General features: G+C 72.0%; 22 protein-coding genes. 15 read left to right on the top strand and 7 right to left on the bottom strand.

Going from position 1 to position 22,678, the window contains the following annotated elements; translation table 11 throughout:
• Window positions 1–41: 41 nt before the first annotated feature.
• The gene (locus tag UQW22_RS03565) at window positions 42–1,781 is read right to left on the bottom strand and encodes a pyruvate dehydrogenase (protein WP_407319470.1); all 1,740 of its coding nucleotides are present in this window, start codon (window positions 1,779–1,781) and stop codon (window positions 42–44) included.
• Between the two features lie 132 nt (window positions 1,782–1,913).
• On the opposite strand from UQW22_RS03565, the gene UQW22_RS03560 reads away from it, so the two are divergent.
• Window positions 1,914–2,105: a hypothetical protein gene (locus UQW22_RS03560; protein WP_407319469.1), complete on the top strand. Its 192-nt coding sequence runs from the start codon at window positions 1,914–1,916 to the stop codon at window positions 2,103–2,105.
• A 23-nt stretch (window positions 2,106–2,128) separates the two neighbouring features.
• Here UQW22_RS03560 and UQW22_RS03555 read toward each other — a convergent pair whose 3' ends face one another.
• The 4 genes from UQW22_RS03555 to soxR form a co-directional block, all read right to left on the bottom strand.
• Window positions 2,129–2,791 carry an SDR family oxidoreductase gene (locus UQW22_RS03555; RefSeq protein ID WP_407319468.1) on the bottom strand — a complete coding sequence of 221 codons (663 nt, stop codon included), beginning with the start codon at window positions 2,789–2,791 and terminating at the stop codon, window positions 2,129–2,131.
• Between the two features lie 76 nt (window positions 2,792–2,867).
• Window positions 2,868–3,791, bottom strand: coding sequence for an RNA polymerase sigma-70 factor (locus tag UQW22_RS03550; protein ID WP_407319467.1), 924 nt, complete (start codon window positions 3,789–3,791; stop codon window positions 2,868–2,870).
• A gap of 4 nt (window positions 3,792–3,795) precedes the next feature.
• Window positions 3,796–5,028, bottom strand: a complete 1,233-nt coding sequence (locus tag UQW22_RS03545) for an NAD(P)/FAD-dependent oxidoreductase (RefSeq protein WP_407319466.1) — start codon at window positions 5,026–5,028, stop codon at window positions 3,796–3,798.
• A gap of 43 nt (window positions 5,029–5,071) precedes the next feature.
• Window positions 5,072–5,560: a redox-sensitive transcriptional activator SoxR gene (gene soxR, locus UQW22_RS03540; RefSeq protein ID WP_407319465.1), complete on the bottom strand. Its 489-nt coding sequence runs from the start codon at window positions 5,558–5,560 to the stop codon at window positions 5,072–5,074.
• 53 nt (window positions 5,561–5,613) lie between these two features.
• Here soxR and UQW22_RS03535 point away from each other — a divergent pair, with 53 nt between their 5' ends.
• Window positions 5,614–5,844 carry a hypothetical protein gene (locus tag UQW22_RS03535; RefSeq protein WP_407319464.1) on the top strand — a complete coding sequence of 77 codons (231 nt, stop codon included), beginning with the start codon at window positions 5,614–5,616 and terminating at the stop codon, window positions 5,842–5,844.
• Window positions 5,845–5,988: 144 nt separating this feature from the next.
• On the opposite strand, the gene UQW22_RS03530 is transcribed toward UQW22_RS03535, so the two are convergent.
• A complete protein-coding gene (locus UQW22_RS03530; protein WP_407319463.1) occupies window positions 5,989–6,402 on the bottom strand; it encodes a DUF952 domain-containing protein in 414 nt (137 codons plus the stop codon).
• Between the two features lie 45 nt (window positions 6,403–6,447).
• Here UQW22_RS03530 and UQW22_RS03525 point away from each other — a divergent pair, with 45 nt between their 5' ends.
• The gene (locus tag UQW22_RS03525; protein ID WP_407319462.1) at window positions 6,448–7,056 is read left to right on the top strand and encodes a TetR/AcrR family transcriptional regulator; all 609 of its coding nucleotides are present in this window, start codon (window positions 6,448–6,450) and stop codon (window positions 7,054–7,056) included.
• A 26-nt stretch (window positions 7,057–7,082) separates the two neighbouring features.
• Here UQW22_RS03525 and UQW22_RS03520 read toward each other — a convergent pair whose 3' ends face one another.
• Entirely contained in the window at window positions 7,083–8,522 is a 1,440-nt protein-coding gene (locus UQW22_RS03520; RefSeq protein ID WP_407319461.1) for a PLP-dependent aminotransferase family protein, read from the bottom strand.
• A 70-nt stretch (window positions 8,523–8,592) separates the two neighbouring features.
• Between UQW22_RS03520 and UQW22_RS03515 the strand changes: the two genes are divergently transcribed.
• From UQW22_RS03515 to UQW22_RS03460, 12 genes are all read left to right on the top strand, one after another.
• The gene (locus tag UQW22_RS03515) at window positions 8,593–9,321 is read left to right on the top strand and encodes a pyridoxamine 5'-phosphate oxidase family protein (protein WP_407319460.1); all 729 of its coding nucleotides are present in this window, start codon (window positions 8,593–8,595) and stop codon (window positions 9,319–9,321) included.
• Window positions 9,322–9,400: 79 nt separating this feature from the next.
• Complete coding sequence (locus UQW22_RS03510; protein ID WP_407319459.1) at window positions 9,401–10,615, top strand: pyridoxal phosphate-dependent aminotransferase; 1,215 nt, start codon at window positions 9,401–9,403, stop codon at window positions 10,613–10,615.
• 80 nt (window positions 10,616–10,695) lie between these two features.
• Window positions 10,696–11,949, top strand: coding sequence for an MFS transporter (locus UQW22_RS03505; protein WP_407319458.1), 1,254 nt, complete (start codon window positions 10,696–10,698; stop codon window positions 11,947–11,949).
• Window positions 11,942–12,772, top strand: a complete 831-nt coding sequence (locus tag UQW22_RS03500) for a MerR family transcriptional regulator (protein ID WP_407319457.1) — start codon at window positions 11,942–11,944, stop codon at window positions 12,770–12,772. The genes UQW22_RS03505 and UQW22_RS03500 overlap by 8 nt, the downstream gene beginning before the upstream one ends.
• Window positions 12,773–12,920: 148 nt before the next feature.
• Window positions 12,921–14,591: an ABC-F family ATP-binding cassette domain-containing protein gene (locus tag UQW22_RS03495; RefSeq protein WP_407319456.1), complete on the top strand. Its 1,671-nt coding sequence runs from the start codon at window positions 12,921–12,923 to the stop codon at window positions 14,589–14,591.
• Between the two features lie 125 nt (window positions 14,592–14,716).
• Window positions 14,717–16,258: an MFS transporter gene (locus tag UQW22_RS03490; protein ID WP_407319455.1), complete on the top strand. Its 1,542-nt coding sequence runs from the start codon at window positions 14,717–14,719 to the stop codon at window positions 16,256–16,258.
• Between the two features lie 46 nt (window positions 16,259–16,304).
• Window positions 16,305–16,640 carry a hypothetical protein gene (locus UQW22_RS03485; protein ID WP_407319454.1) on the top strand — a complete coding sequence of 112 codons (336 nt, stop codon included), beginning with the start codon at window positions 16,305–16,307 and terminating at the stop codon, window positions 16,638–16,640.
• Window positions 16,641–16,718: 78 nt separating this feature from the next.
• Entirely contained in the window at window positions 16,719–17,438 is a 720-nt protein-coding gene (locus UQW22_RS03480) for a flavin reductase family protein (RefSeq protein ID WP_407319453.1), read from the top strand.
• 527 nt (window positions 17,439–17,965) lie between these two features.
• Window positions 17,966–19,105 carry a pyruvate dehydrogenase (acetyl-transferring) E1 component subunit alpha gene (pdhA, locus tag UQW22_RS03475; protein WP_407319452.1) on the top strand — a complete coding sequence of 380 codons (1,140 nt, stop codon included), beginning with the start codon at window positions 17,966–17,968 and terminating at the stop codon, window positions 19,103–19,105.
• Window positions 19,102–20,124, top strand: coding sequence for an alpha-ketoacid dehydrogenase subunit beta (locus UQW22_RS03470; protein WP_407319451.1), 1,023 nt, complete (start codon window positions 19,102–19,104; stop codon window positions 20,122–20,124). Before pdhA ends, UQW22_RS03470 begins: the two co-directional genes overlap by 4 nt.
• Before the next feature lie 25 nt (window positions 20,125–20,149).
• The gene (locus tag UQW22_RS03465; RefSeq protein WP_407319450.1) at window positions 20,150–21,580 is read left to right on the top strand and encodes a dihydrolipoamide acetyltransferase family protein; all 1,431 of its coding nucleotides are present in this window, start codon (window positions 20,150–20,152) and stop codon (window positions 21,578–21,580) included.
• Window positions 21,581–21,730: 150 nt separating this feature from the next.
• On the top strand, window positions 21,731–22,510 hold the full coding sequence (locus tag UQW22_RS03460) for a hypothetical protein (RefSeq protein WP_407319449.1): 780 nt from the start codon (window positions 21,731–21,733) through the stop codon (window positions 22,508–22,510).
• The last annotated feature ends 168 nt before the right edge of the window (window positions 22,511–22,678 follow it).

Raw genomic sequence — 22,678 nt, 5'->3', positions numbered from 1 at the left:
ACAGGTTCTAGTGTTCTGTGCACACAGTGGGAGTGCCCCGCTCAGCGCGGCAGGTTGCGCAGGTTGGAGCGGGCCATGGACATGACCTCGCCCATCCCGCCGCCGAGGATCTCCTTGGTCATGGCGGTGGCGAACCCGCGGATCTGCCCGGACGTGATCGACGGCGGGATCGACAGCGCGTTCGGGTCGGTCATGACCTCCACGAGCGCCGGTCCGGGGGCGTCCAGGTGCTCGGCGAGCGCCTTGCGCAGGTCCTTCGGCTTCTCGACGCGCTGCGACGGGATCCCGACGGCGGCAGCGATCGCCGTGTAGTCCACCTCCGGGGAGTCGGTGCCGTGCGACGGCAGCCCCTCCACGAGCATCTCCAGCTTCACCATGCCGAGCGACGAGTTGTTGAAGACGACGATCTTGACCGGCAGGTCGTAGGCGCGGACCGTGATCAGCTCGCCGAGCAGCATGGACAGCCCGCCGTCCCCGGCCAGCGCGACCACCTGGCGGTCGGGCTGGGCGAAGGACGCCCCGATGGCGTGCGGGAGGGCGTTGGCCATCGAGCCGTGGATGAACGAGCCGATGACTCGCCGTCGTCCGTTGGGCGTGAGGTAGCGCGCCGCCCAGACGTTGTTCATGCCGGTGTCCACGGTGAACACGGCGTCGTCGGCGGCGGTCTCGTCGAGCTGCACGGCCGCGTACTCGGGGTGGATGGGCGTGTGCTTCTCCACCTTGCGCGTGTACGCGCCGACCACCTTGGTCATGGTCTCGGCGTGCTTGTCCACCATGCGGCGCAGGAACTTGCGGTTCGACTTGCGCTGCACGAGCGGGTTGAGCAGGCGCAGCGTCTCGGCGACGTCGCCGTGCACCGGCAGGTCCAGGCGGGTGCGCCGGCCCAGGTGGGAGGCGTCGATGTCGATCTGAGCCGTGGGGACGCCCGCGGGCAGGAACGACTCGTACGGGAAGTCGGTCCCCACCAGGATCAACAGGTCCGCCCCGAACACCGCCTGGTGGCACGAGCCGTAGCCGAGCAGCCCCGACATCCCGACGTCGTGGGGGTTGTCGTACTGGATGATCTCCTTGCCCCGCAGCGAGTGACCGACCGGCGCGGCGGCGAGGTCGGCGAGCTGGAGGACCTCGTCCCGGGCCTCGCGGGCTCCCGCCCCGACGAACAGCGTCACCTTCTCGGCGTCGTTGATCGCCCGGGCCAGGGCGGTGACGTCCGCCTCGTTCGGCAGCACGCGCGCCGGGCACGCCCCCGGGATGAGGATCGGCGCGTCGTCGTCCGGTACCTGCTCGTCGGCGACGTCGCCCGGCAGCGTGAGGACGGCGACACCCGGCTCGGCCAGCGCGTGCTGGATCGCCGAGCGGGTGACGCGGGGCAGCTGGGCGGCCGTGGAGATCATCTCGGAGAACACCGACGCCTCGTTGAAGAGGCGGCCCGGGTGGGTCTCCTGGAAGAACTGGGTGCCGATCTCGGCGCTCGGGATGTGGGACGCGATGGCCAGCACCGGCAGCTTCGACCGGTTCGCGTCGTACAGGCCGTTGATGAGGTGCAGGTTGCCGGGGCCGCACGAGCCGGCGCACACCGCCAGCCTCCCCGTGACCTCGGCCTCCGCGGCCGCGGCGAACGCGGCCGCCTCCTCGTGGCGCACGTGCACCCAGGAGATGCCCTCGGTGCGGCGGACCGCGTCGACGACCGGGTTGAGGGAGTCCCCGACGATCCCGTAGATCCGTTCGACGCCGGCGGCGACGAGCTGGTCGACGAGGTGTTCAGCGACGGTACGAGCCATGACGAGGACCTCCAGGGTGCGGGTGCCGGTCCCTTGCGATGCTGCCCCAGGTGGCTCGTCGGTGCGCGACGAGAGGACGTGTCACCGGTCACCACCCTGGCGTGCGCGGCAGCCCGCCCCTACGGTCGAACCATGCGCGAAGCGATGATCGACGAGCTCCTGGCGATCGACGACCGGCTCGCGCGCGGTGGCGACACCGCCACGGTCGTCTACCGGTTCACCGGACGCCGCGGCGCGGACACGTACACCGCGACCCTGGCCAGCACGTACGTACCGTCCGACGACGGCTGGCGGCTCCTGGTGCACCAGCACACGCCGGACTGACACCGGCCGGGCCGGCGCGGTCGTCAGCCGCGCAACGCGTCCGGCACGGGCGTCTCGCCCCCGCGGAACCGGACGAACCGGCCGACGGTCAGGGGCTCGCGCAGGGTGTCCGCCACCACCTGGGCGACGTCCGCCCGGGGGACGGCAGAGTCCTCGCCTCGGGCCAGCTTCACGCCGTCGGCGACGCGTTCGACGCGGCCGGTCGGGGCGTCGTCGGTGAGGCTGCCCGGGCCGAGGATCGTCCAGTCCAGGGCGGTGCCGCGCAGGTGGTCGTCGGCCGCGAGCTTGGCGTCCGCGTAGGCGAAGAAGCTGGAGTCCTCGGGGATCCCGTGGTCCGGGACGGACCCGATCCAGGAGACCATCACGTAGCGGGACACACCGGCGCTCGCGGCGGCGTCCATCGAGCGGATCGCGGCGTCCCGGTCGACGGCGTAGGTGCGGTCGGGGTTGCCGCCCCCGGCGCCCGCGGACCACACGACCGCGTCGGCGCCCCGGAGCGCGGCCGCGATCTCCTCGGCGCTCGCGTGCTCGACGTCGAGCAGCAGCGGCTCGGCGCCCAGGCCCCGCACCTCGTCGAGCTGTTCCGGCTTGCGGACCGCGCCGACGACGTCGTCCCCGTCCCTCGCGAGCAGGGGCAGCAGGTGGCGTGCGACCTTGCCGAGCGCGCCGATGACGACGACCTTCATGAGAACCTCCGGGATTCTGGGTTCGGGCGGACGCTCCCACCGTGGCCTACGTCGGCGCCGGACGCCAGCGCGGAGGTCAGGGCCGCTCGTGCCGAGCCTGGACGGCCCGGGCCTGCACCGCCCAGGCGTCGGCGACCGGGCCCAGGTGGGCGAGCTTGTCGGGGTTCATGACCCCGCGGAACGTCTGGATGTGCCCGTCCAGCACGTCCAGGGCCATCACGGCGAGGAGCTGCCCGTCCGCGGTGGAGATCACCATGCCCGGCTGGTGGTTGACCTCGTGCTGCTCGATCACCAGGTCGGCGGCCGACAGCATCTCGGCGAAGGCGTGGAAGGCCCGGGTGACCTTCTCCCGGCCGGCGACGGGGCGGGGGAAGGCCGGTGCCTTGCCGCCGCCGTCGCCGATCACCTGGACGTCGGCGGCAAGGAGCTCGGTGAGGCCGTCGACGTCCCCCTCCCGGAAGGCCTCGATGAACCGGGCGGCGAGCTCCTCGCGCTCGCGGCGGTCGGCGTCGAACCGTGGGCGGCCCTCGGCCATGTGCCGACGTGCCCGGGAGGCGAGCTGACGGCAGGCCGGTTCGGAGCGCTCCACCGTGGCGGCGATCTCGGTGAAGTCGAGCCCGAAGACCTCGCGCAGCACGAAGACGGCCCGTTCCAGCGGGCTGAGCCGTTCGAGCAGCACCAGGGCCGCCATGGACACCGAGTCGGCGAGCTCGGCGGACCGGGCAGGGTCCTCGTACGGGTCGTCGACCAGGGGCTCGGGGAACCAGGTCCCCGGGTACGCCTCGCGGCGGACCCGCGCCGAGCGCAGCACGTCGATCGAGATCCGCGTGACCACGGCGGACAGGAACGACTTGACCGACGTCGGCTCCGCCGCCGTGCCCTCGTAGCGCAACCAGGTCTCCTGCACGGCGTCCTCGGCCTCGCTCACGCTGCCCAGGATCCGGTAGGCGATGGCGAAGAGCAGCGGTCGCAGCGCGGTGAACTCCTCGGTGCGCGACATCTGCTCAGCCTGCCACCGACGCCTGGACGGGGCTGGGCGTGCGCCCGGAGCCGGGCCAGCGGATCGCGCCCGGCGCGCGGCGCGCGAACCCGATCGCCGACACCACGCCACGTACCTGGAACCTCTTCGCCGCGACGGCGCCGCGGCCGGTCAGCGCACGGTCGGTGGCGACGTCGTCGCGGTCGGTGAGCTGGAGCACGGCGGCCTGGCCGCCGATGCTGACGCAGCGCCCCTGGAACCCGAGGTCCAGCGGTGCGGCGCCGCCGTGGGGGGCCGTGCCGAGGGCCTCGGCGGACAGCACGTCGGCGGCGTGCGCACCCGAGGGGAACGCGAACTGGCACGACATGCTGTACCGGCCGCCGTGGGGCGCGACCGTGTGACCGGTGTCGCCGACGGCCAGCACCTGGGGGTGGGAGACCGACTGCAGCGCATCGTCGGTGAGGACCGCCCCGGCCCGGTCGACGGCGAGACCCGACTCGCGGGCGAGCGGCGGCGCGGCGAACCCGCCGCACCAGACGGTGAGGTCCGACGGGACCTCGGCGCCGTCGTCGAGCGTCAGCCGGTCGCGCTCGAGCGCCTGCACGCGCGCGCCCCCGAGCGCCTCGACGCCGAGCCGGCGCAGGCTCGCGCGGACATGGTCGGCGGCCTTGGTGCCGAACCAGCCGCCGACCTCGCCCGAGGTGACCAGGCGGACCATGAGGTCGGGGCGGGACCCGGCCAGCTCGCCGACGGTCTCCAGCCCGGTGAACCCGCCGCCGACGACGGTGACGTCCGCCCCGGCGGGCAGGCGCGCGAACGCGTGCCGCAGCCGTTCGGCGGACTCCAGGTCCGCGACCCCGTGGGCGTGCTCGCCGCCGGGGACCGGCACCGGCTCGGTGGTGCTGCCCGTGGCGAGGACGACCCGGTCGAACCCGATGGTGCGCGAGCCGTCCGGCCCGGAGACGGTGGCCCGGCCGGCGTCGGCGTCGAGGGCGGTGACCCAACCCTCGACGAACGTGACGTCGGACCCCAGCATCCGAAGGATGCCGGGCGCGGAGACCCGCCGACCGGTGGCGACCTGGTGCAGGCGCAGGCGGTTGACGAACGTCGGCCGGGGGTTGACGACCGTGATGCGTACCCGGCCGCGGGATCGCCCCGCGAGCCGGACCGCCGCCATGCCGCCGGCGAACCCGGCACCGACGATCAGGACGTGGTTGCTCGGTGTGGTGGGTGTCGTGTGTGTCGTGTGTGTGCTCATACCCACGGGACGAGGCGACAGCCGCGGGTGTGACATCGGCGGGTCAGCCGGTGGCTCGGTCGCCCATCGCCCGCACGGCGTCCGCCGGGCTGTCGCCCTCCAGGAACCGTGCGCCGGGGCCCAGGGCGGCGGCGCGGTCGGCCGGGTTCTGGAGCATGCACCGCTCCAGCGACAGGCAGCCGCAGCCGATGCAGGAGTCGAGCTGGTCGCGCAGCCGTTCGATGGCGGCGATGCGCGCGTCGAGCAGGGGGCGCCACGAGCGGGAGAGCCGGGTCCAGTCCTCGGCGGTGGGGGTGCGGGCCTCGGGCAGGGTCGCGAGGGCCTCGCGGATCTCGTCCAGCGTGAGCCCCACCCGGGAGGCCGTGCGGATGAACGCGACCCGCCGCAGGGTCGTGCGTTCGTAGCGTCGCTGGTTGCCGGCGGTGCGCCGCGACGTGATCAGCCCGAGCGACTCGTAGTAGCGCAGTCCCGACGGCGCGACCCCGCTGCGCCGGGACACGTCGCCGATGGTCAGGTAGCGCTCGATCGACACGGCAGTCCTCCTAGGGTTGACCTCAAGTTCACTTGAACTTACACGATCGGAGCATGACCACGACGACGGTCCCACCCGACGTGACCGCCCTCGTCGCCCGCGTCACCGGCGACGAGAAGCACGACCCCAGCGCCCACTCGATCCTCGACGTCGTCTGGGTGCTGCACGTCGGCGTGCCCCGGGATGCCGAGCTGCGCCGCTACGGCACGCCGCGCGACCACGCCGCCGCCCATGGCCTCGACGCGGCCGGCGTCCGACGGCAGGTGAAGGCGCTGCTGGGCTGAGCGACGTAGCGGAGGGTCACGCATCGTCGGTGGAAGCGTGGCTTTCCCCGACGCGGCCCGTCTCCGGCGTAGCGGACAGCTACGCATCAGTCGGTGAAGCGTGAACTTCCACGACGTCGCGCCGCCGCGACTGGCCCTTCCGGCTCAGGCGGCGTCCGGGGCGGCGTCGCGCACTGCCAGGCCGTCCAGATCGGGGACGACCCAACCGTGCTCGTCCCGCCGCAGGGACAGGACGGCGACGACGGTCTCGCGGTCCATCGAGAACGGGCCGCCGATGCGCGGGGCGGCCGCGCCGTCCGGCCCGGCGCCGGGCTCCCAGCGCACAGGGACCTCTTGGTCGTCGAGCGCGGCCTCGTCGAGGACGGCGAGGACGAGCGGTTCGGAGGCGTCGCCGTACACGTCGCGCAGGACCAGCGGGAGGCCAGCCGCCGTCGTGGCGTGGATGAAGCCGGTGTCGTCGTAGAGCGTGCTGCGCGTGGCGACGTCGTACTCCCCGAACCGCTGGCACGCCTCCCAGTCGTCGCTGAAGGACACGTGCAGCAGTCGTGTGGTGGTCATCGCTCCTCCTTGGCATCAATGAAACGGCAACGTATCATTGTGCGGGTGAAGATCGAGGCGCGGACGGCGCGGACCCCGACGAGACCAGGGCCCGGTCGGCCACGGCGCGGGGAGGTCGATGCGCGGCGTGCGGAGATCCTCGATGCGGCGACCGGTCTGTTCGCCTCCCGTGGGCTCGCCGGCACGACGATCGAGGCAGTCGCGGCGCAGGTCGGTGCCACCAAGCGGACCGTCTACCGCCACTTCACCGACAAGACCGGACTCTTCGTCGCCGCCGTGGAACGGCTGCACGAGCACGAGCAGGAAGAGCTGCACGCCGGTACCGGGCTGGAGGAGGTTGCCGCACGGATCGTGCACACGCTGCACGGCGACGACGCGGTGACGCTGCACCGGCTCGTCGTCGCGGAGGCGCAGCAACACCCGGGCCTCGCGGAGGCGTTCTTCGAGCGCGGACCCGCCGCCTCCATCACGGCGCTCGCTCAGATCCTCGACGCCCGGAGCGGCGCCGACGCCGATCGCGCTGACGCCCTGTACACCCTGCTGCTGGGGGAGCGGCACCGCCGCCGGCTGCTGGGCCTGGAGCTGGCGCCCTCCAAGCAGGAGGCGCTGGAGCACGCGAGGCGCGCGATCCGCATCGTCCTGGGCGATGTCTAGGCCCACTACGACGTGAAGAACGTGGATCAAGGCTTCCGATCTGATCCACCTTCCGCGCGGATCGTGCGCAGCGCGTCACGCAGCACGGTGGCCGACGGCGGCGCGTACCCGAGCACGATGCCGTTGAGCTCCAGACCGGACCCCGGCACGACGTAGTTCTGCAGGTCGGCGACCCGCACGCCGCGGCCCGCCAGCCGTGCGACCAGGTCCGCCGCCGGGGTGCGATCGAGCTCCAGGACCGCGTGCAGCCCGCCGTCGAGCGCGCGGACCCGCACACCGGGCACGCCGGCGAACGTCTCGGCCACCATCCGGCGCTTGGTCCGGTAGTCGCGGCGGCAGCGGGCGACGTGGCGCCGCAGCGCCCCGGTGGCGATGAGGTGGGCCAGCGCGTGCTGGGTCACGCTCGCCACGGTGGCACCTCGATCCGAGCGTGCCGCGAGGATCTCCGCCCCGACCGGGGTACCGCCGTCGGGCACCACGACGTAGCCGCACCGCAGGCGGGGGTCGAGCACCTTGGAGAACGACCCGACGTGCACGACGACGCCACCGGCGTCGAGCGCGGCGAGGGCCGGCAGCGGGGCGCCGCGATGCCGGAACTCCGAGTCGTAGTCGTCCTCGACCACGAGGACGCCCTCGGCGGACGCCCACGCCAGCAGCCCGTGCCGCCGTGCCACGGGCATCGCGCCGCCCAACGGGTACTGGTGGCTCGGCGTGACCAGGACGGCGTCGAGGCGCTCGCGGGCGTGCACGGCCCGCAGCGCGGCGAGGTCCATGCCCTGGTCGGTGACCGGCACGGGGACGACGTCGCCGCCCGCGGACTGCGCTGCCCGGCGGCCCGAGCGGTAGCCCGGGTTCTCCACCGCGACCCGCGGGGCGGTGTCCGGGCCGGACCGTCGGGCGGCCGCCTCGACCACCAGGGAGATCGCCTCGGTGGTACCGGCCGTGACGACGACGCGCCCGGCGTCCGGCGCGAAGCCCCGGCTCAGCGCGAGCTGGTTGGCGATCTGGGCGCGCAGCACCGGTTCGCCCGTCGGGTCGGGGTAGGCGGCCACCAGCGGCTGGGCGGCCGCGTGCCGCCACGCCGCCCGCCGGTCCCGCTCCGAGACCGCCGCGACGGACGGGACGCCGGGCGTCAGGTCGACGACGGCGGGCGGCGCCGTCGGGCCCGTCGCGGTGGTCCGGGCGGAGCACGTGGGTGCCGGCTCGGCGGGCGGCCCCGTGAGCGTCGCGGCGACCCGGGGCACGGTGCCGTGGCGCAGCACCACGTAGCCCTCGCCGTCCAGCTGCTCGTAGGCGGCGGTCACCGTGCCCCGGGCGAGTCCCAGCTCGGTGGCGAGCGCGCGGGTGGAGGGCAGCGCGTCGCCCTCGGTCAGCCGACCGTCGTGGACCATGCCGCGGACCAGGTCGGCGACGTGGGCCACCTTGGTCCGCCGCGGGCGGCCGGGCAGGGTGCCGTCGTCGGGCATCGAAGTGGTCCATCCGTCGAGGTCGGGACTGGACTACACGGTAGTCCAGCAGCGTCCCTACGGTCGGTGCGTGACCACCGAGACCACCGAGACCACCGAGACCACCGAGACCGCCGTGCACCCCGCCGCACCCGCCACCTGCCCGAGCATGACCGTGGGCCGCAAGCCCGACCGTCAGACCGACGACCCCGCCGTCCTCGACCGCATCCTCGCCGACGGCTTCCTCGCCCACGTGGCGATGGTGCGCGACGGCTACCCCGTCGTGCTGCCCTACCTGTACGCCGTCGGCGACCTCGGTGACGGGCTCGGCCGCCGCCTGCTGCTGCACGGGTCCACGGGCGGCGGGCTGTTCCTCGACGCCGGGGTCGAGGGCGTGCCCGTCTCGGTGGCGGTCTCCCACCTCGACGGGCTGGTCTACGCCCGGTCGCTGAACGACAGCTCCGCCGACTACCGGTCCGCGATGGTCGTCGGGCGTGCCACCGTCGTCCCGCGCGAGCTGCGCGTCGAGGCGCTGTGGCAGATCGGAGACCACCTCATGCCGGGGCGCCGCGCCGAGGTGCGGGAGACGACCGCCAAGGAGGTCGCCGCCACGCAGGTGCTCCAGGTGCCCCTCGACCGGGTGAGCGTGAAGACCCGCACGGGCGGCGTCGGTGAACGGTCGGACGACGGCGAGGACCACGACGTCTGGGCGGGGGTGCTGCCGCTGGCCGTGCGGGCCGGGGTCCCCGTGCCCAGCGGACTGTCGGCCGAGGCGGCCGTCGCGCCGTCGGTGGCGGCGCTGGGCGCCCGCCTCGGATGACCCGCCGCGGACGCCCCCAGGGCCACCGGTCGCCGATTGGCTGTTCGCGCGGGCCCGTCCGAGCGGCGAAGATGGGGCGGTGCGCACCATTCGACAGAGCCAGAAGCTCCGCGGCGTCCGCTACGACGTCCGAGGTCCCATCCTCACCGAGGCCCAGCGCCTCGAGGCCGAGGGCCACCGCATCCTCAAGCTGAACATCGGCAACACGGCACCGTTCGGCTTCGAGGCACCGGAGGCGATCCTCGCCGACGTCGTCCACCACCTGCCCGAGGCGCAGGGGTACAGCGACTCCCGCGGCATCTACGAGGCGCGCACCGCGGTCGCCCAGTACTACCAGTCGCGCGGGCTGCGGGACACCATGGTCGACGACGTGTTCATCGGCAACGGCGTCTCCGAGCTCATCTCGATGGTGCTGCAGGCGTTCGTCGACGACGGCAACGAGATCCTCGTGCCGGCGCCCGACTACCCCCTGTGGACGGGTGCCGTCACGCTCACCGGCGGCACGCCCGTGCACTACGCGTGCGACGAGGCGGACGGGTGGATGCCCGACCTGGCGGACATCGAGTCGAAGATCACCGAGAACACGCACGCCCTGGTGATCATCAACCCGAACAACCCCACCGGCGCCGTCTACAGCGAGGAGATGGTCGAGGCGCTCGTCGACATCGCGCGGCGCCACGACCTCGTCGTCCTGGCCGACGAGATCTACGAGAAGATCCTCTACGACGACGCCGTGCACCACCACGCCGCGACCGCCGCCCGCGACGACGTGCTGTGCCTGACCTTCAGCGGACTGTCGAAGGCCTACCGGGTGTGCGGCTACCGGGCCGGGTGGGTGATGATCTCGGGGCCGAAGGAGACGGCGGCCGAGTTCCTCGAGGGGCTCACGCTGCTCGCCAACATGCGCATGTGCTCCAACGTCCCCGCGCAGCACGCGATCCAGACCGCCCTCGGCGGCTACCAGTCGATCGACGAGCTCATCGTGCCCGGCGGGCGGTTCTACGAGCAGACCATGCTCGCCGACCGGCTGCTCAACGAGATCCCCGGGGTGTCCTCCGTGCGACCCCGCGGCGCGCTCTACTGCTTCCCCCGCCTCGACCCGGACGTCTACGCGATCGACGACGACCAGGACTTCGTCATCGACCTGCTGCGCGCCAAGAAGATCCTCGTCACGCACGGGACCGGGTTCAACTGGACGGCGCCCGACCACTTCCGGCTGGTGACCCTGCCCGACGTCGAGGTCCTCGAGGAGGCGATCGGCCGGATCGCGGAGTTCCTGGCCACTCGGCGGTAGGCGGGCCGTACCGCGGCGGACGACGCCGTGTCGGACGTCGCCCTTGACCCCGACGCGACGTCATAGTTCTCACTGGTCCCATGAGACTCGTACCCGTCGCCTACCTCGCGTCCTACACGCTGTCCCTGCTGGGCAACTCCGTCGCCGGGATCGCGCTGCCGCTGATCGTGCTCCAGACGACCGGGAGCGTGCTGGGGATGGGGGCGCTCGCCGCGGCGACCGCCGTCCCCGCGGTGCTCGCTGGCCTCTTCATGGGCGTGATGATCGACCGGATCAACCGGCGCACGTCCTCGGTGGCCACCGACCTCGTCTCCGCGGCGGCCGTCGCCGCCCTGCCGGTCGTCGACCTGGTCACCGGGCTGAACCTCGGCTGGTTCATCCTGTTCGGGATCATCGGGTCCGTCGGCGACGTGCCGGGCCTGACCGCGCGGGACGCCCTCCTGCCCGCGATCGTGCGGCACGGCAACATCTCCGCGGAACGGCTGATGGGCCTGCGGGAGAGCCTGGGCGCGGTGGCGATGCTGATCGGCCCGGCGGCGGCCGGCACCCTCATGGTGCTGTTCGACGGATCCACGGTGCTGTGGATCACCGCGGGGACGTCGCTGCTCGCCGCGCTGCTCACCCTCCTCGTCCCGCACCGGGTCGGTGACATCACCCGCGACCTCCCCGAGGTCGAGGCGGACGCCGTGCCGGCGAGCGGCTGGGCCCAGCTGCGGGAGGGCTGGCGCGTGCTGTTCCGCAGCCGGTTCCTGATGATGACCACCCTGCTCAGCATCGTCTCGGTGGTGGTGCTCGCCGCGCTGCAGGGCCTGGTCCTGCCGGTCCACTTCACGCTCGCCGACCAGCCGGGCACGCTCGGGTACGTCCTGACGGCCCTGGCGGCGGGGACGCTCCTCGGCGGTGGCACCTACGCGTTGCTGGGTGCGCGAGGGCGACGCCGGTGGTGGTTCGTCGCCGGGGTCGTCGGGACCACCGTGGGCTTCGCCGGCGTCGCCACGCTCGCCTCGGTGTGGGTGGTGTTCGCCGGTGCGTTCGTCGTCGGGCTGTCCAGCGGGCTGTTCAGCAGCCTCGTCGGGGTGCTGATGATCGAACGGATCCCCGAGCAGATGCGTGGCCGCGTCATGGGGACGCAGAACTCGATGATGACCGCCGGGCCGCCGCTCGGGATCGTCGGCGCGGCCGTCGTCACCGAGCTCGCCAGCCTGGAGGCGGCAGCGGTCGCGCTCGCGGGCGTGTGGTCGGTCGCCGCGGTGATCGGGTTGGCTGCACGGTCGCTGCGTAGCCTGGAACCCACGGAGGAGTCGGAGGCGCGGATGGTGACGACCGGTGCGTAGCAGCGAGCTGGCCCGGCTCGCCGGGGTGTCGGTGCGGACGTTGCGCCACTACCACCAGACGGGCGTCCTCGACGAACCTGCGCGGGGGAGCAACGGTTACCGCCGCTACGACGTGCACGACCTGGTGCGTGTCCTGCGGATCCGGCGCCTGGCGGCGCTCGGGGTCCCGCTCGCGCAGGTGCCGGCCCTGCTCGAGGAGGCGGAGAGCGGTGGCCCGGCGGCCGACTCCGGACAGCTCCTGGACGAGCTGGACCGTGAGCTGGCCGACCAGATGGACCGTCTCTCCCGTCAGCGGGAGGTGATCGCGCAGCTTCGCGACCACCACGCAGCACCTGACCTGCCACCGGAGCTGGCGCCCTTCTTCCGCGCCTCTTCGTCGGTGGGCGTCCTGGCGAGGATCGACCGCGACCAGACGGTCCTGCTGGCCCACCTGGCCGGCGAGGAGGGGATGCCCCACCTCACCAGGCTCTACGAACGGCTCGGCGACGCCCTCCTCGCGGCGCGGGGGAGCGACCTGTCGGAGCGGTTCGACCGGCTCGGCCCCGACAGCTCGGACGCGGAGGTCACGGCCCTGGTCGACGACTTCCTGGAGGTCTACGGTCCGGTCGTCGACGAGCTCGAAGCCGCGCAGCTCCCGCTCGACCTGGGCGGGACGGAGGAGTACTTCACCGAGTTCACTGACACGCTGCTCAACGAGCAGCAGCTGCGGGCCTTCAAGCTCCTGGAGGCCGGGCTCCTGAGGCGGACCACCGGAAACAGGGTTGCCGTCGATCCGCCAGCGGTGGCACCCTCGAAGCCGTCCCCGCGGGCAGGCCGCGTGTGAGAGGGGGCGGACGGAAGGAAGCACGGTGACGGACACGGACGGCGGTCCCACGACCCCGCGCTGACCCCTGCACGCCCGCACCCGGACCGGTGCGTCTCCTGGCGGCTGGACGACGTCGGCGCACGCCGCAGCGTCCCCCGGAGCACCTGTGCCCTCCACTCCCGCCGTCGTCCTGCACGACCTCACCTTCTCCTGGCCCGACGGGGCCACCCCGATCGCCGGCGTGTCCGGCGCCTTCACCGCGGGCCGCACCGGCCTGGTCGGCCTCAACGGCACGGGCAAGTCCACCCTGCTGCGCCTGGTCGCCGGACGGCTGGCGCCCACCACCGGTGCGGTCGCCGTCACCGGCACCACCGACTACCTGCCGCAGCGGGTCACCCTCGACACGGACGCGACCGTCGCCGACCTGCTCGGCGTGCGGCGCGTGATCGACGCCGTGCGCGCCATCGCCGACGGCGACTTCCGTCCCGAGCTGTTCGACGTCGTCGGCGCCGACGGCTGGGACCTGGAGGAGCGCGCGGTCGCCGCCCTGGCTGCGGCCGACGTGCTCGCCGGGTCCCCGGCCGGTTCGCCGGGCGGCGGCGTGCTCGACCGTCGTGTCGGCACGCTGTCCGGCGGCGAGGCGGTGCTGACGGCCGTCACCGGCGTCCGGCTGCGCGGCGCCGACGTCGCGCTGCTCGACGAACCGACGAACAACCTCGACGGGGCGGCGCGCGAACGGCTGCACGAGCTTGTCCGGACCTGGAGAGGAGCACTGGTGGTCGTCTCGCACGACCGTGAGCTGCTCGAGCTCGTCGACTCCACCGCGGAGCTGCGCACGGGCAGCCTCACCACGTTCGGCGGTACCTACGGCCAGTACGAGGAGTGGGTGGCGGTGCAGCAGGAGGCCGCGCGCTCGGCCCTCCGGGACGCCGAGCAGACGCTGCGCCGGGAGAAGCGGCAACGCATCGAGACCCAGGAACGCATCGCGCACTCCGAGCGGCAGGGCCGCAAGGACGCCGCCGACCGCAAGTACGTCGAGGCGGTGATCAACGACCGGCGCAACGCCGCGCAGAAGTCGCAGGGCTCCCGGCGCGGTGCGGCCGCCGACGCGGAGGCTCGTGCGCGTGCCGCCGTCGCGACCGCGGGACGCGCCGTGCGCGACGACGACCGCATCGTCGTCGATCTCCCGGACCCCGACGTCCCCGCGGGACGTCGCCTCGCCGTGCTGCGCGGGACCGACGGCCGCGAGACCGTGCTCGCCGGACCCGTGCGCGTCGCCCTGACCGGACCGAACGGCGTCGGCAAGACGACGTTGCTCGAACAGCTCGTCGGGGCCGGCGCACCCGGCCCGGACGTCGTCGGGTCCGTCGGGGCCGGGTCCGACGGCGTCACCCGGGCCTCGGCGCAGCGTCTCACGGACCGCGTCGGCTACCTGCCGCAGCGGCTCGACGGGCTCGACGACGCCGCGACGGTGCTCGACGAGGTCCGCCGCGGCGCCCCGCACGTGCCGCCCGGGGAGCTGCGCAACCGGCTGGCGCGGTTCCTCGTGCGCGGCGACCAGGTCGACCGGCCGGTGCGTACCCTCTCGGGCGGTGAGCGGTTCCGGGTGGCGCTGACGGGCGTGCTGCTGGCCGACCCGCCGGCCCAGCTCCTCGTGCTGGACGAGCCCACCAACAACCTCGACCTCGCCAGCACCGACCAGCTCGTGCAGGCGCTCTCCTTCTACCGGGGCGGGCTGATGGTCGTCAGCCACGACCGGGGGTTCCTCGACCGGATCGGGCTGACGGCGGAGCTGGCGCTGGGCACGGGCGGGGCGCTGACGGAGGTTGCGCGCTGACCGTGCCCCGGTCGCGAAAGACCGGCTCCTGGTCTCCAGCCCGGCGGCAACTTGACCTCAACCAAGGTCGAGGTGCTGTAGTCGGTTCGCGAAAGTGTGCAGGAGAATACCGAAAGGGCAGCTCGATGAATTCATCCTCGACCAGCACGTCCGACGAAGCGTCGCCCGGCATGGCCGGCATGGCATTAAGCGCACCGTCGGTTCTCACGCTTCCGGTGGTTCTGGTCGGTGTCGCGCTGGTGGCGATGTCGATTTCTGGCACTGCGATCGCCCTGCCGAACATCGGCGCAGACCTCGAAGCCACAGGTTCGGCGCTGAACTGGGTGGTCGCAGGCTACAACCTGGCCTTCGCTGCCATGACTCTCGTCGCCGGTGCGGCAGCAGATCGTGCAGGTCGGCGTCGAATCTTCATTGTTGCGTCCGGGGTGTTCTCCGTCGGGTTCCTCGCCACTGCGTGGGCGCAGTCGATTTTGATGCTCGACATCGCACGAGTCGTCGCGGGTATCGGCGGAGCCGGGGTGATGGCAGCGGGGGGAGCGCTGCTTGCCTCGAGCTATTCAGGTGCTGCCAGAAACCGAGCATTCGCCTTCATGGGAACCATGGCAGGTGTCGGCATCGCTGTCGGGCCGACAATCGTCGGGGGTTTGATCTCGGTAGCAGGGTGGCGGGGAAGCTTCGTCGCATTCGCGGTTCTGGGCGCACTGGTCGCGTGCGGTGCTGGTCGTCTCCAAGAGTCACGCGTTGACGGCAGTCCCACGGACTGGATCGGCAGCGTACTTTCTGTCGCAGCTCTCGGTGCGTTCATGCTCGCACTCCTCGAAGGTCCAGAGCTCGGCTGGAGTCACCCATTGACCTGGGGCGCATTCGCTGCAGGCGCCGCAGCAGCCATCGCCTTCGCTGTCTCGCAACGCCGCAGCAGCGCACCGATCTTGGCTCCCGAGCTGGTGGGCCAACGCGACTTCATGGGGTGGTGCCTCGCAACTCTGACCACGTCGATCGGATTTCTCGGCGTGCTCGTGTTCATGCCCACCTACCTGCAGGCCGCCGCAGGCAGCACGCCCGCAACAGCGGGGCTGATCATGCTGCTACTGACGGCGCCGGTGCTCATCACCCCGGTTCTCGCTGTCGCCCTGGTCAACCGCGGTGTCTCAGCACGAGTTCTCATCCTGGCCGCGCTGGCACTGGTCGTCGTCGGCAACTTCGGTCTCCTACTCTTGACCCCGGAGAACACCATCGTGCTGATCGCGACCCCCCTGCTACTCATCGGGATCGGCATGGGAACATCTTTCGGCATCACCGACGGTCAGGCGATGGCTCTCGTGCCGCCGCGGCTCGTCGGCACAGCCGCCGGATTCCTCAACACTCTGCGGGGTGCGGCGGAAGCGCTCGTCATCGCGGTGTTCAGTGCATTGCTCGTCGGGCTCCTCACGACTCAGCTCGCCGAAGCCGGTCGCGCGTCACGAGTTGCAGCCGGTGATCTCGTCTCCAGCGGAGGCCCCGAGCCTCAGCGCGAGATCGAAGCCCTCACCTCCGCTTGGCACTTCACGCAGATCGTTGTCGGTGCCGCTTGTCTTCTCCTGTCCATCACTGTAGCCATGCTTCTCATGTCCCGTTCTCATCGACCCGTGACGATAGAGGGCAGCGAAGGTGTCCGAGAATTCAGATGAACTCCGAGCGCCGGAACTTCCTGCTCACCTGTCGGATGGACTCGCCTTGGGTGTGCTCATGTGGATGGGCGCGGTGGGTTGCTCGGACTGCGGGGTCGTGGCCTCGCGGGACGACGCCGATGATTCCCGTCGCGCGGTCGTGACGAGCCTCGGGGTGGACGAGCACGCGTGGCATCTCGTAGACCCGAGGGCCCTCGGCTTGAGGGAGCGGACCGGGATGGTCGACGAAGCCCGGAACCCTACCGAGGAACTGCCAGCTCGCCTGACCTGTGCGATAAACGCCGACGATGCCCACGGGGAGGCGTTCGTCGCCTGGCAGCGCACCCAGCTGCTACAGGCCGCGTACCGGTCCCGAGGCCCGGTCGGCGAAGAGCCCGGATGACCGTGATCACGTGCTCGACCCTTGCGCGACGTCTGATTTCCGCCAGCCTGTCGACGGGGACATTCCTAGACTCGGTTCATGACCCAGACGCATCAAGTAATCGAGCCACGCGTCATGTATTTTGGCACACCTGTGGTGCTGATCAGCACCACGAACGAGGACGGCTCCACCAATCTTGCGCCGATGTCGTCGGTATGGTGGGTGGGTACCTCGTGCATGCTGGGCCTCGACGCTACCTCGCAGACGACGATGAACCTCGAACGCACGGGCGAGCTCGTCCTCAACCTCCCTAGCTCGGAGATGGTCGGCGCCGTCGACCGCATGGCCAGGTACACGGGCACTCCGGTCGTCCCCAGGCACAAGGCAGCGATCGGCTATGAGTTCCTCGCTGACAAGTTCTCTATCTCCGGCCTGTCCGCGACACCCGCTGACGAAGTGATGCCGGCGCGCGTGGACGAGTGTCCGATCCAGCTCGAGGCGCACGTGGCGGGCATCCATCCGTTCGGAGGCGATGACTCGGTGGTCGCGGTGGAGGCGCGAGTCGTCAGGACGCATGTGCTCCCGGAGCTCCTCATCGACGGCTCGGACCGCCATCTGGATCCCGATCGTTGGGATCCGCTGATCATGAAGTTCACGCATTTCTACGGGGGCGGCCGGAACTTGCGTGGATCACGGCTCGCCGATGCTTGGGGAATTCCAAGAGACGACTCACAGCTCGACCGGTCCTCGGTGGGCGGCGTGGCCGACCTGCACTCGAAGAGTGTGGTGGACCCTGCTCGTGCCATCGACCGTGGCTAGGTGTTGCGGGTCATGACGTCGGTGACGCCGGTCGGTGGTTTCGCGGCGGGGGCTGGTTCCCGACGGCGGTGTGGGGCCGACGGTAGGTGCAGTGCAGGTTCCCGATGGCGTGTGGTGGGCGCAAGGGGCTCTGCGGACTCATCAGCGCTGACCCGGGGCGCCGGCCCGAAGGCGCCTCGGTGCGGCGTGCACCGGCTCGCCTCATCTCGCGCCGGCACGTGACCGTCGGTCACGCTGCGTCTTCGAGGTTTGGTCTCCATGGACCGGGACTCGTGTGGCCCGAGGGCTGGTGGCGCTTCATGCCCCACGGGTTGGAGGAAACCTCTAAAGGGTGGCCGCGAGCGTTGGCCGCCGCACCGGGAGCCAGGACGGGGTGCCCACAACCTACGCTTGCGTAGGCTACGAAGGCGTAGGTTCGGCACCCGCCCGAGACTCGGGCACCGGACCTGGACCCGGCGCAGCCGCCCGGCAGGGAAGGAGACCGTGTGAACCCGGAAGAGGCACGTCGCCCCGAGACGACTCGAGGTGTGGCAGCGGACGAGAACCTCGTCCAGCTCGTCGCCGAGGACGGCAGCCGCACCGACGACCCGCGGGCCGCCGCCTACCGTGACCGGGCGGCCCACCTCGGCACAGACGAGCTGCGTGAGCTGTACCGCGACATGGTGCTCACCCGCCGGTTCGACGACGAGTCGACCGCCCTGCAACGCCAGGGAGAGCTCGGCTTGTACCCGCAGGGCCGCGGCCAGGAGGCAGCCCAGGTCGGCTCCGCGCGGGCGCTGCGCCCGCAGGACTTCGTCTTCCCCTCCTACCGCGAGCACGGGGTGCTGCAGGTGCGCGGCGTCGACCCGGTGGACCGGTTGCGCCTCTACCGCGGCACGGACCACGGCGGCTGGGACCCCGCCGAGCACAACGTGCAGCTCAACACCCTCGTGCTCGGCTCGCAGACGCTGCACGCCACCGGCTACGCGCTCGGGGTGCAGCGGGACGGGCTCGTCGGCACCGGGGACGCGGAGCGCGACACCGCCGTCGTGACGTACTTCGGCGACGGTGCCTCCAGCCAGGGCGACGTCAACGAGGCGCTGGTCTTCGCGGCGGTCAACAACGCGCCCGTCATCTTCTTCTGCCAGAACAACCAGTGGGCGATCTCGGAGCCGACCTCGCGCCAGACCCGGGTGCCGCTGTCCCAGCGCGGCGAGGGCTTCGGCATCCCCGGCGTCCGCGTCGACGGCAACGACGTCCTGGCCTCGTACGCGGTGATGGACGAGGCGCTCGAACGCGCCCGCACCGGCGGGGGGCCCACGTTCGTCGAGGCGTACACCTACCGCATGGGGGCGCACACGACGTCGGACGACCCGACGCGCTACCGCGAGCGTGCCGAGGAGCAGGAGTGGGCGCTGCGTGACCCGATCGACCGGCTCGCCGCCCTGCTGCGCGCCGAGGACCGCTGGGACGACGTCTGGGCGGCCCGCGTCGAGGCGGACGCGGACGCCCTGGCCGAGCGGCTGCGAGCCGACGTCCGGGCGATCGAGGACCCGGCGCCGTCGTCGATGTTCGACCACGTCTACGCGACGCCGCAGGCCCAGGTAGAGGCCGAGCGGGCGTGGTTCACGAGGTATCAGGACGAGGCGCAGCACGAGCCGGACAGCAGCATGGAGGCCGCCCGATGAGCACGCAGACGATGCCCCTCGCGAAGGCCCTGACCGCCGGGCTGCGTGCCGCGCTGGACGGCGACGACAAGGTCATGGTCATGGGGGAGGACGTCGGCCGCCTCGGTGGCGTCTTCCGTATCACCGACGGCCTGCAGAAGGACTTCGGCGAGCACCGCGTCGTGGACACGCCCCTCGCGGAGTCGGGGATCGTCGGCACGGCCATCGGGCTGGCGATGCGCGGCTACCGGCCGATCTGCGAGATCCAGTTCGACGGTTTCGTCTTTCCCGCCTACGACCAGATCACCACCCAGCTCGCCAGGTTCCACTACCGCTCCCAGGGCCGTCTCCAGGTCCCCGTGGTCATCCGCATCCCCTACGGCGGCGGCATCGGCGCGATCGAGCACCACTCCGAGTCGCCCGAGGCGCTGTTCGCCCACACCCCCGGTCTGCGCGTCGTCTCGCCGGCGACGCCGCAGGACGCCTACGACATGATCCGCGCCGCCGTCGTCTCGCCCGACCCGGTGCTGTTCTTCGAGCCCAAGGGCCGCTACTGGTCCAAGGGCGAGGTGGACCTGAGCAGCCCCGTGCCGTCCTGGGAGGGCGAGGCCGGCGCCGACGGCGGTACCCCGGACCCGCTGGGCACCGCGCGGATCGCCCGCGCCGGCACCGACGTGACGCTGGTCGCGTACGGGCCGACCGTCGCCACGGCCCTCGGGGCGGCCGACGCGCTGGCCGTCGAGGGCACCAGCGCCGAGGTGGTCGACCTGCGCTCGCTCTCCCCGCTCGACGTCCCCACCGTCGTCGGCTCCGTCCGTCGAACCGGGCGCTGCGTCGTCGTGCACGAGGCCCCGACGTTCTTCGGGGCGGGCGCCGAGCTCGCCGCCCGGGTGACCGAGGAGTGCTTCTACTCCCTCGAGGCTCCCGTCCTGCGTGTCGGTGGCTTCCACACGCCGTATCCGGTGGCGAAGATCGAGCACGACTACCTGCCGAGCGTCGACCGCGTCTGCGACGCCGTCGACCGGGCGCTGTCCCACTGAGCGGCCCGAGATCCCGAGGAGCACGATGAGCAACCAGCGCTTCCCCCTCCCGGACGTCGGTGAGGGGCTGACCGAGGCCGAGATCGTCGAGTGGAAGGTCGCCGTGGGCGACACCGTCGCGGTCAACGACGTCCTCGTCGAGATCGAGACCGCCAAGTCCCTGGTCGAGCTGCCGTCGCCGTTCGCCGGCACCGTCGTGGCACTGCTCGCCGAGGAAGGCACCACCGTCGACGTCGGTACGCCGATCATCGAGGTCGGCGCGGCCGCGCCCGAGTTGTCAGACTCTCGCAAGGAGATGCCCGCACGAGAGCCTGACAGCTCGGCAGCGGGATCAGGCTCCGGATCGGTGCTGGTGGGCTACGGCACGGGCGACGACGGTGCCGCGCCGCGCCGCCGCCGTCGTCGGTCCGCGACCGTCCCCGAGCTGTCAGAACCTGGTGCGGCGACACTCGCGCGAGAGTCTGACAGCTCGCGGGAGCCGGGAGGAATAGCCCAGGCGATGGTCAGCGTGCCCGCCGCCGCGCCGTCGGGCACGACCCCGGCGACCCGGGTGCGGGTGCTCGCCAAGCCGCCGGTGCGCAAGCTCGCCAAGGACCTCGGTGTCGACCTGGCGTCCGTGAAGCCGACCGGCCCGGGCGGCATCGTCACGCGCGAGGACGTGGTGGCGCGTGCCGAGGCCGCCGCGCCGCGCACGCTCGCGACCTACGCCGACGACGACCAGCCGTGGCTCGCCAGCGGGTCGGTCACCGACGACGGCCGGCAGACGCGCGTGCCGGTGAAGTCCGTGCGCAAGCGGACCGCCGAGGCGATGGTGGCCAGCGCGTTCACCGCCCCGCACGTCACCGTGTTCCGCACCGTGGACGTCACCCGGACGATGAAGCTCGTCGAGAAGCTCAAGGGCGACAAGGAGTTCGCGGACGTGCGGGTCACGCCGCTGCTGATCGCCGCCAAGGCGGTGCTGCTGGCGATCAAGCGGCACCCCGAGATCAACGCGAGCTGGGACGACGACGCCCGCGAGATCGTCTACAAGCACTACGTGAACCTGGGCATCGCCGCGGCGACCCCGCGAGGCCTCGTGGTGCCGAACGTCAAGGACGCGCACCGGCACGGCCTCCTCCCGCTCGCCCAGGCGCTGGGTGAGCTCACGGCCACCGCGCGCGCCGGGCGGACCACCCCGACGGACATGTCCGACGGCACGTTCACCATCACCAACGTGGGGGTCTTCGGCATCGACACCGGCACGCCGATCCTCAACCCGGGGGAGGCTGGCATCCTCGCGTTCGGCGCGATCCGCCAGCAGCCGTGGGTGCACAAGGGCAAGATCAAGCCGCGCTGGGTCACGCAGCTCGCGCTGAGCTTCGACCACCGGCTGGTCGACGGCGAGCTCGGGTCGCGCTTCTTGTCCGACGTCGCACGCGTGCTGGAGGATCCTGCCCGCGGGCTGGTCTGGGCCTGAGACCTTCGTCGCACCGGGCGGTGCAGAGGAAGACACGCCGGTGGCAGGGTGGCGGTTCGGGCGGCTGCGCATGCTAAGACGGCGGAGCCCGCGGCGCTGGTGAGAGCCGGTGCCGGGGCGCCCCGTCCCTCCCCTCTCTGGAGAACCTTGATGCGCTCTGCCCGCTCGACGACCACCTTCGCCCTGAGCTGTGCCCTCGTGCTCGCCCTCGCCGCCTGCGGGTCGGGTGACGAGGCGGGCACCACCGACGCCGCTCCCTCCGCCGAGGCCTCTGCCGACACCGACACCGAGGGCTCGGCCGACGAGGAGGCCTCCGAGACCGACGAGACCGAGGAGGGCTCCGAGACCGACGAGGTCGCGGCGGAGGAGCCGGCCGACGAGGCTGCCGCCGGCACCGGGACCGAGCCCGAGTGGGCCAACCCGCTGACCACGCCCGGCGAGGAGATCACCTCGTTCACGGTGGGCGACGTGCGCGTCGACGTCTACGAGGTCGGCGTCATCCAGGCGCCCAAGGACGGCCTGTTCGTCGACCCGGAGAAGAACGAGCCGATCATCGCCGAGGGGGACGACATCGTGTTCCTCAACTATGTGATCACCAACGAGGGCGACGCGATCGACCTCGGCTCCAGCCTCGTGAACGTCAGCGCCCGCTACGACGACTGGCCGTACATGCAGGGCATGGACACGATCACCGGCGCCGACCTCTACGCCGAGCAGGAGGTCAACGACTCCGGTACGCACGCGACCGCGTTCCGCGACCCGTCGGTGTACCCGTTCGAGTCCGGGCAGTCGTACTCCGTGGGCACCAACTTCCACCACCAGGCGGACTCGCCGATCACGTTCGAGGCCACCGTCACGCCGGTGGACGAGAACGGCGACCTGCTGCACGACGACCGAGTCGAGGGTGAGGGCACGGCCACCATCTCCTGACGCCCTGCCGCGAGACCGACCCCACCCGGTCGGTCTCGCGGCGGCGACGGACGTCCCCCCGGAGGCCGTGGCGGCCACCGACGGCGCGGCCGTCGACCGTGTCCAGCACGACGTCGACGTATCGGCGACCGGGTGAGGGGGGCGCGTCCGGTCTGACGGCGGTCTCAA

It is taken from the genome of Isoptericola halotolerans (assembly GCF_045689585.1).
Classification (GTDB): Bacteria; Actinomycetota; Actinomycetes; order Actinomycetales; family Cellulomonadaceae; genus Isoptericola; species Isoptericola halotolerans_B.
This window is presented reverse-complemented; position numbering and strand designations above follow the sequence as displayed.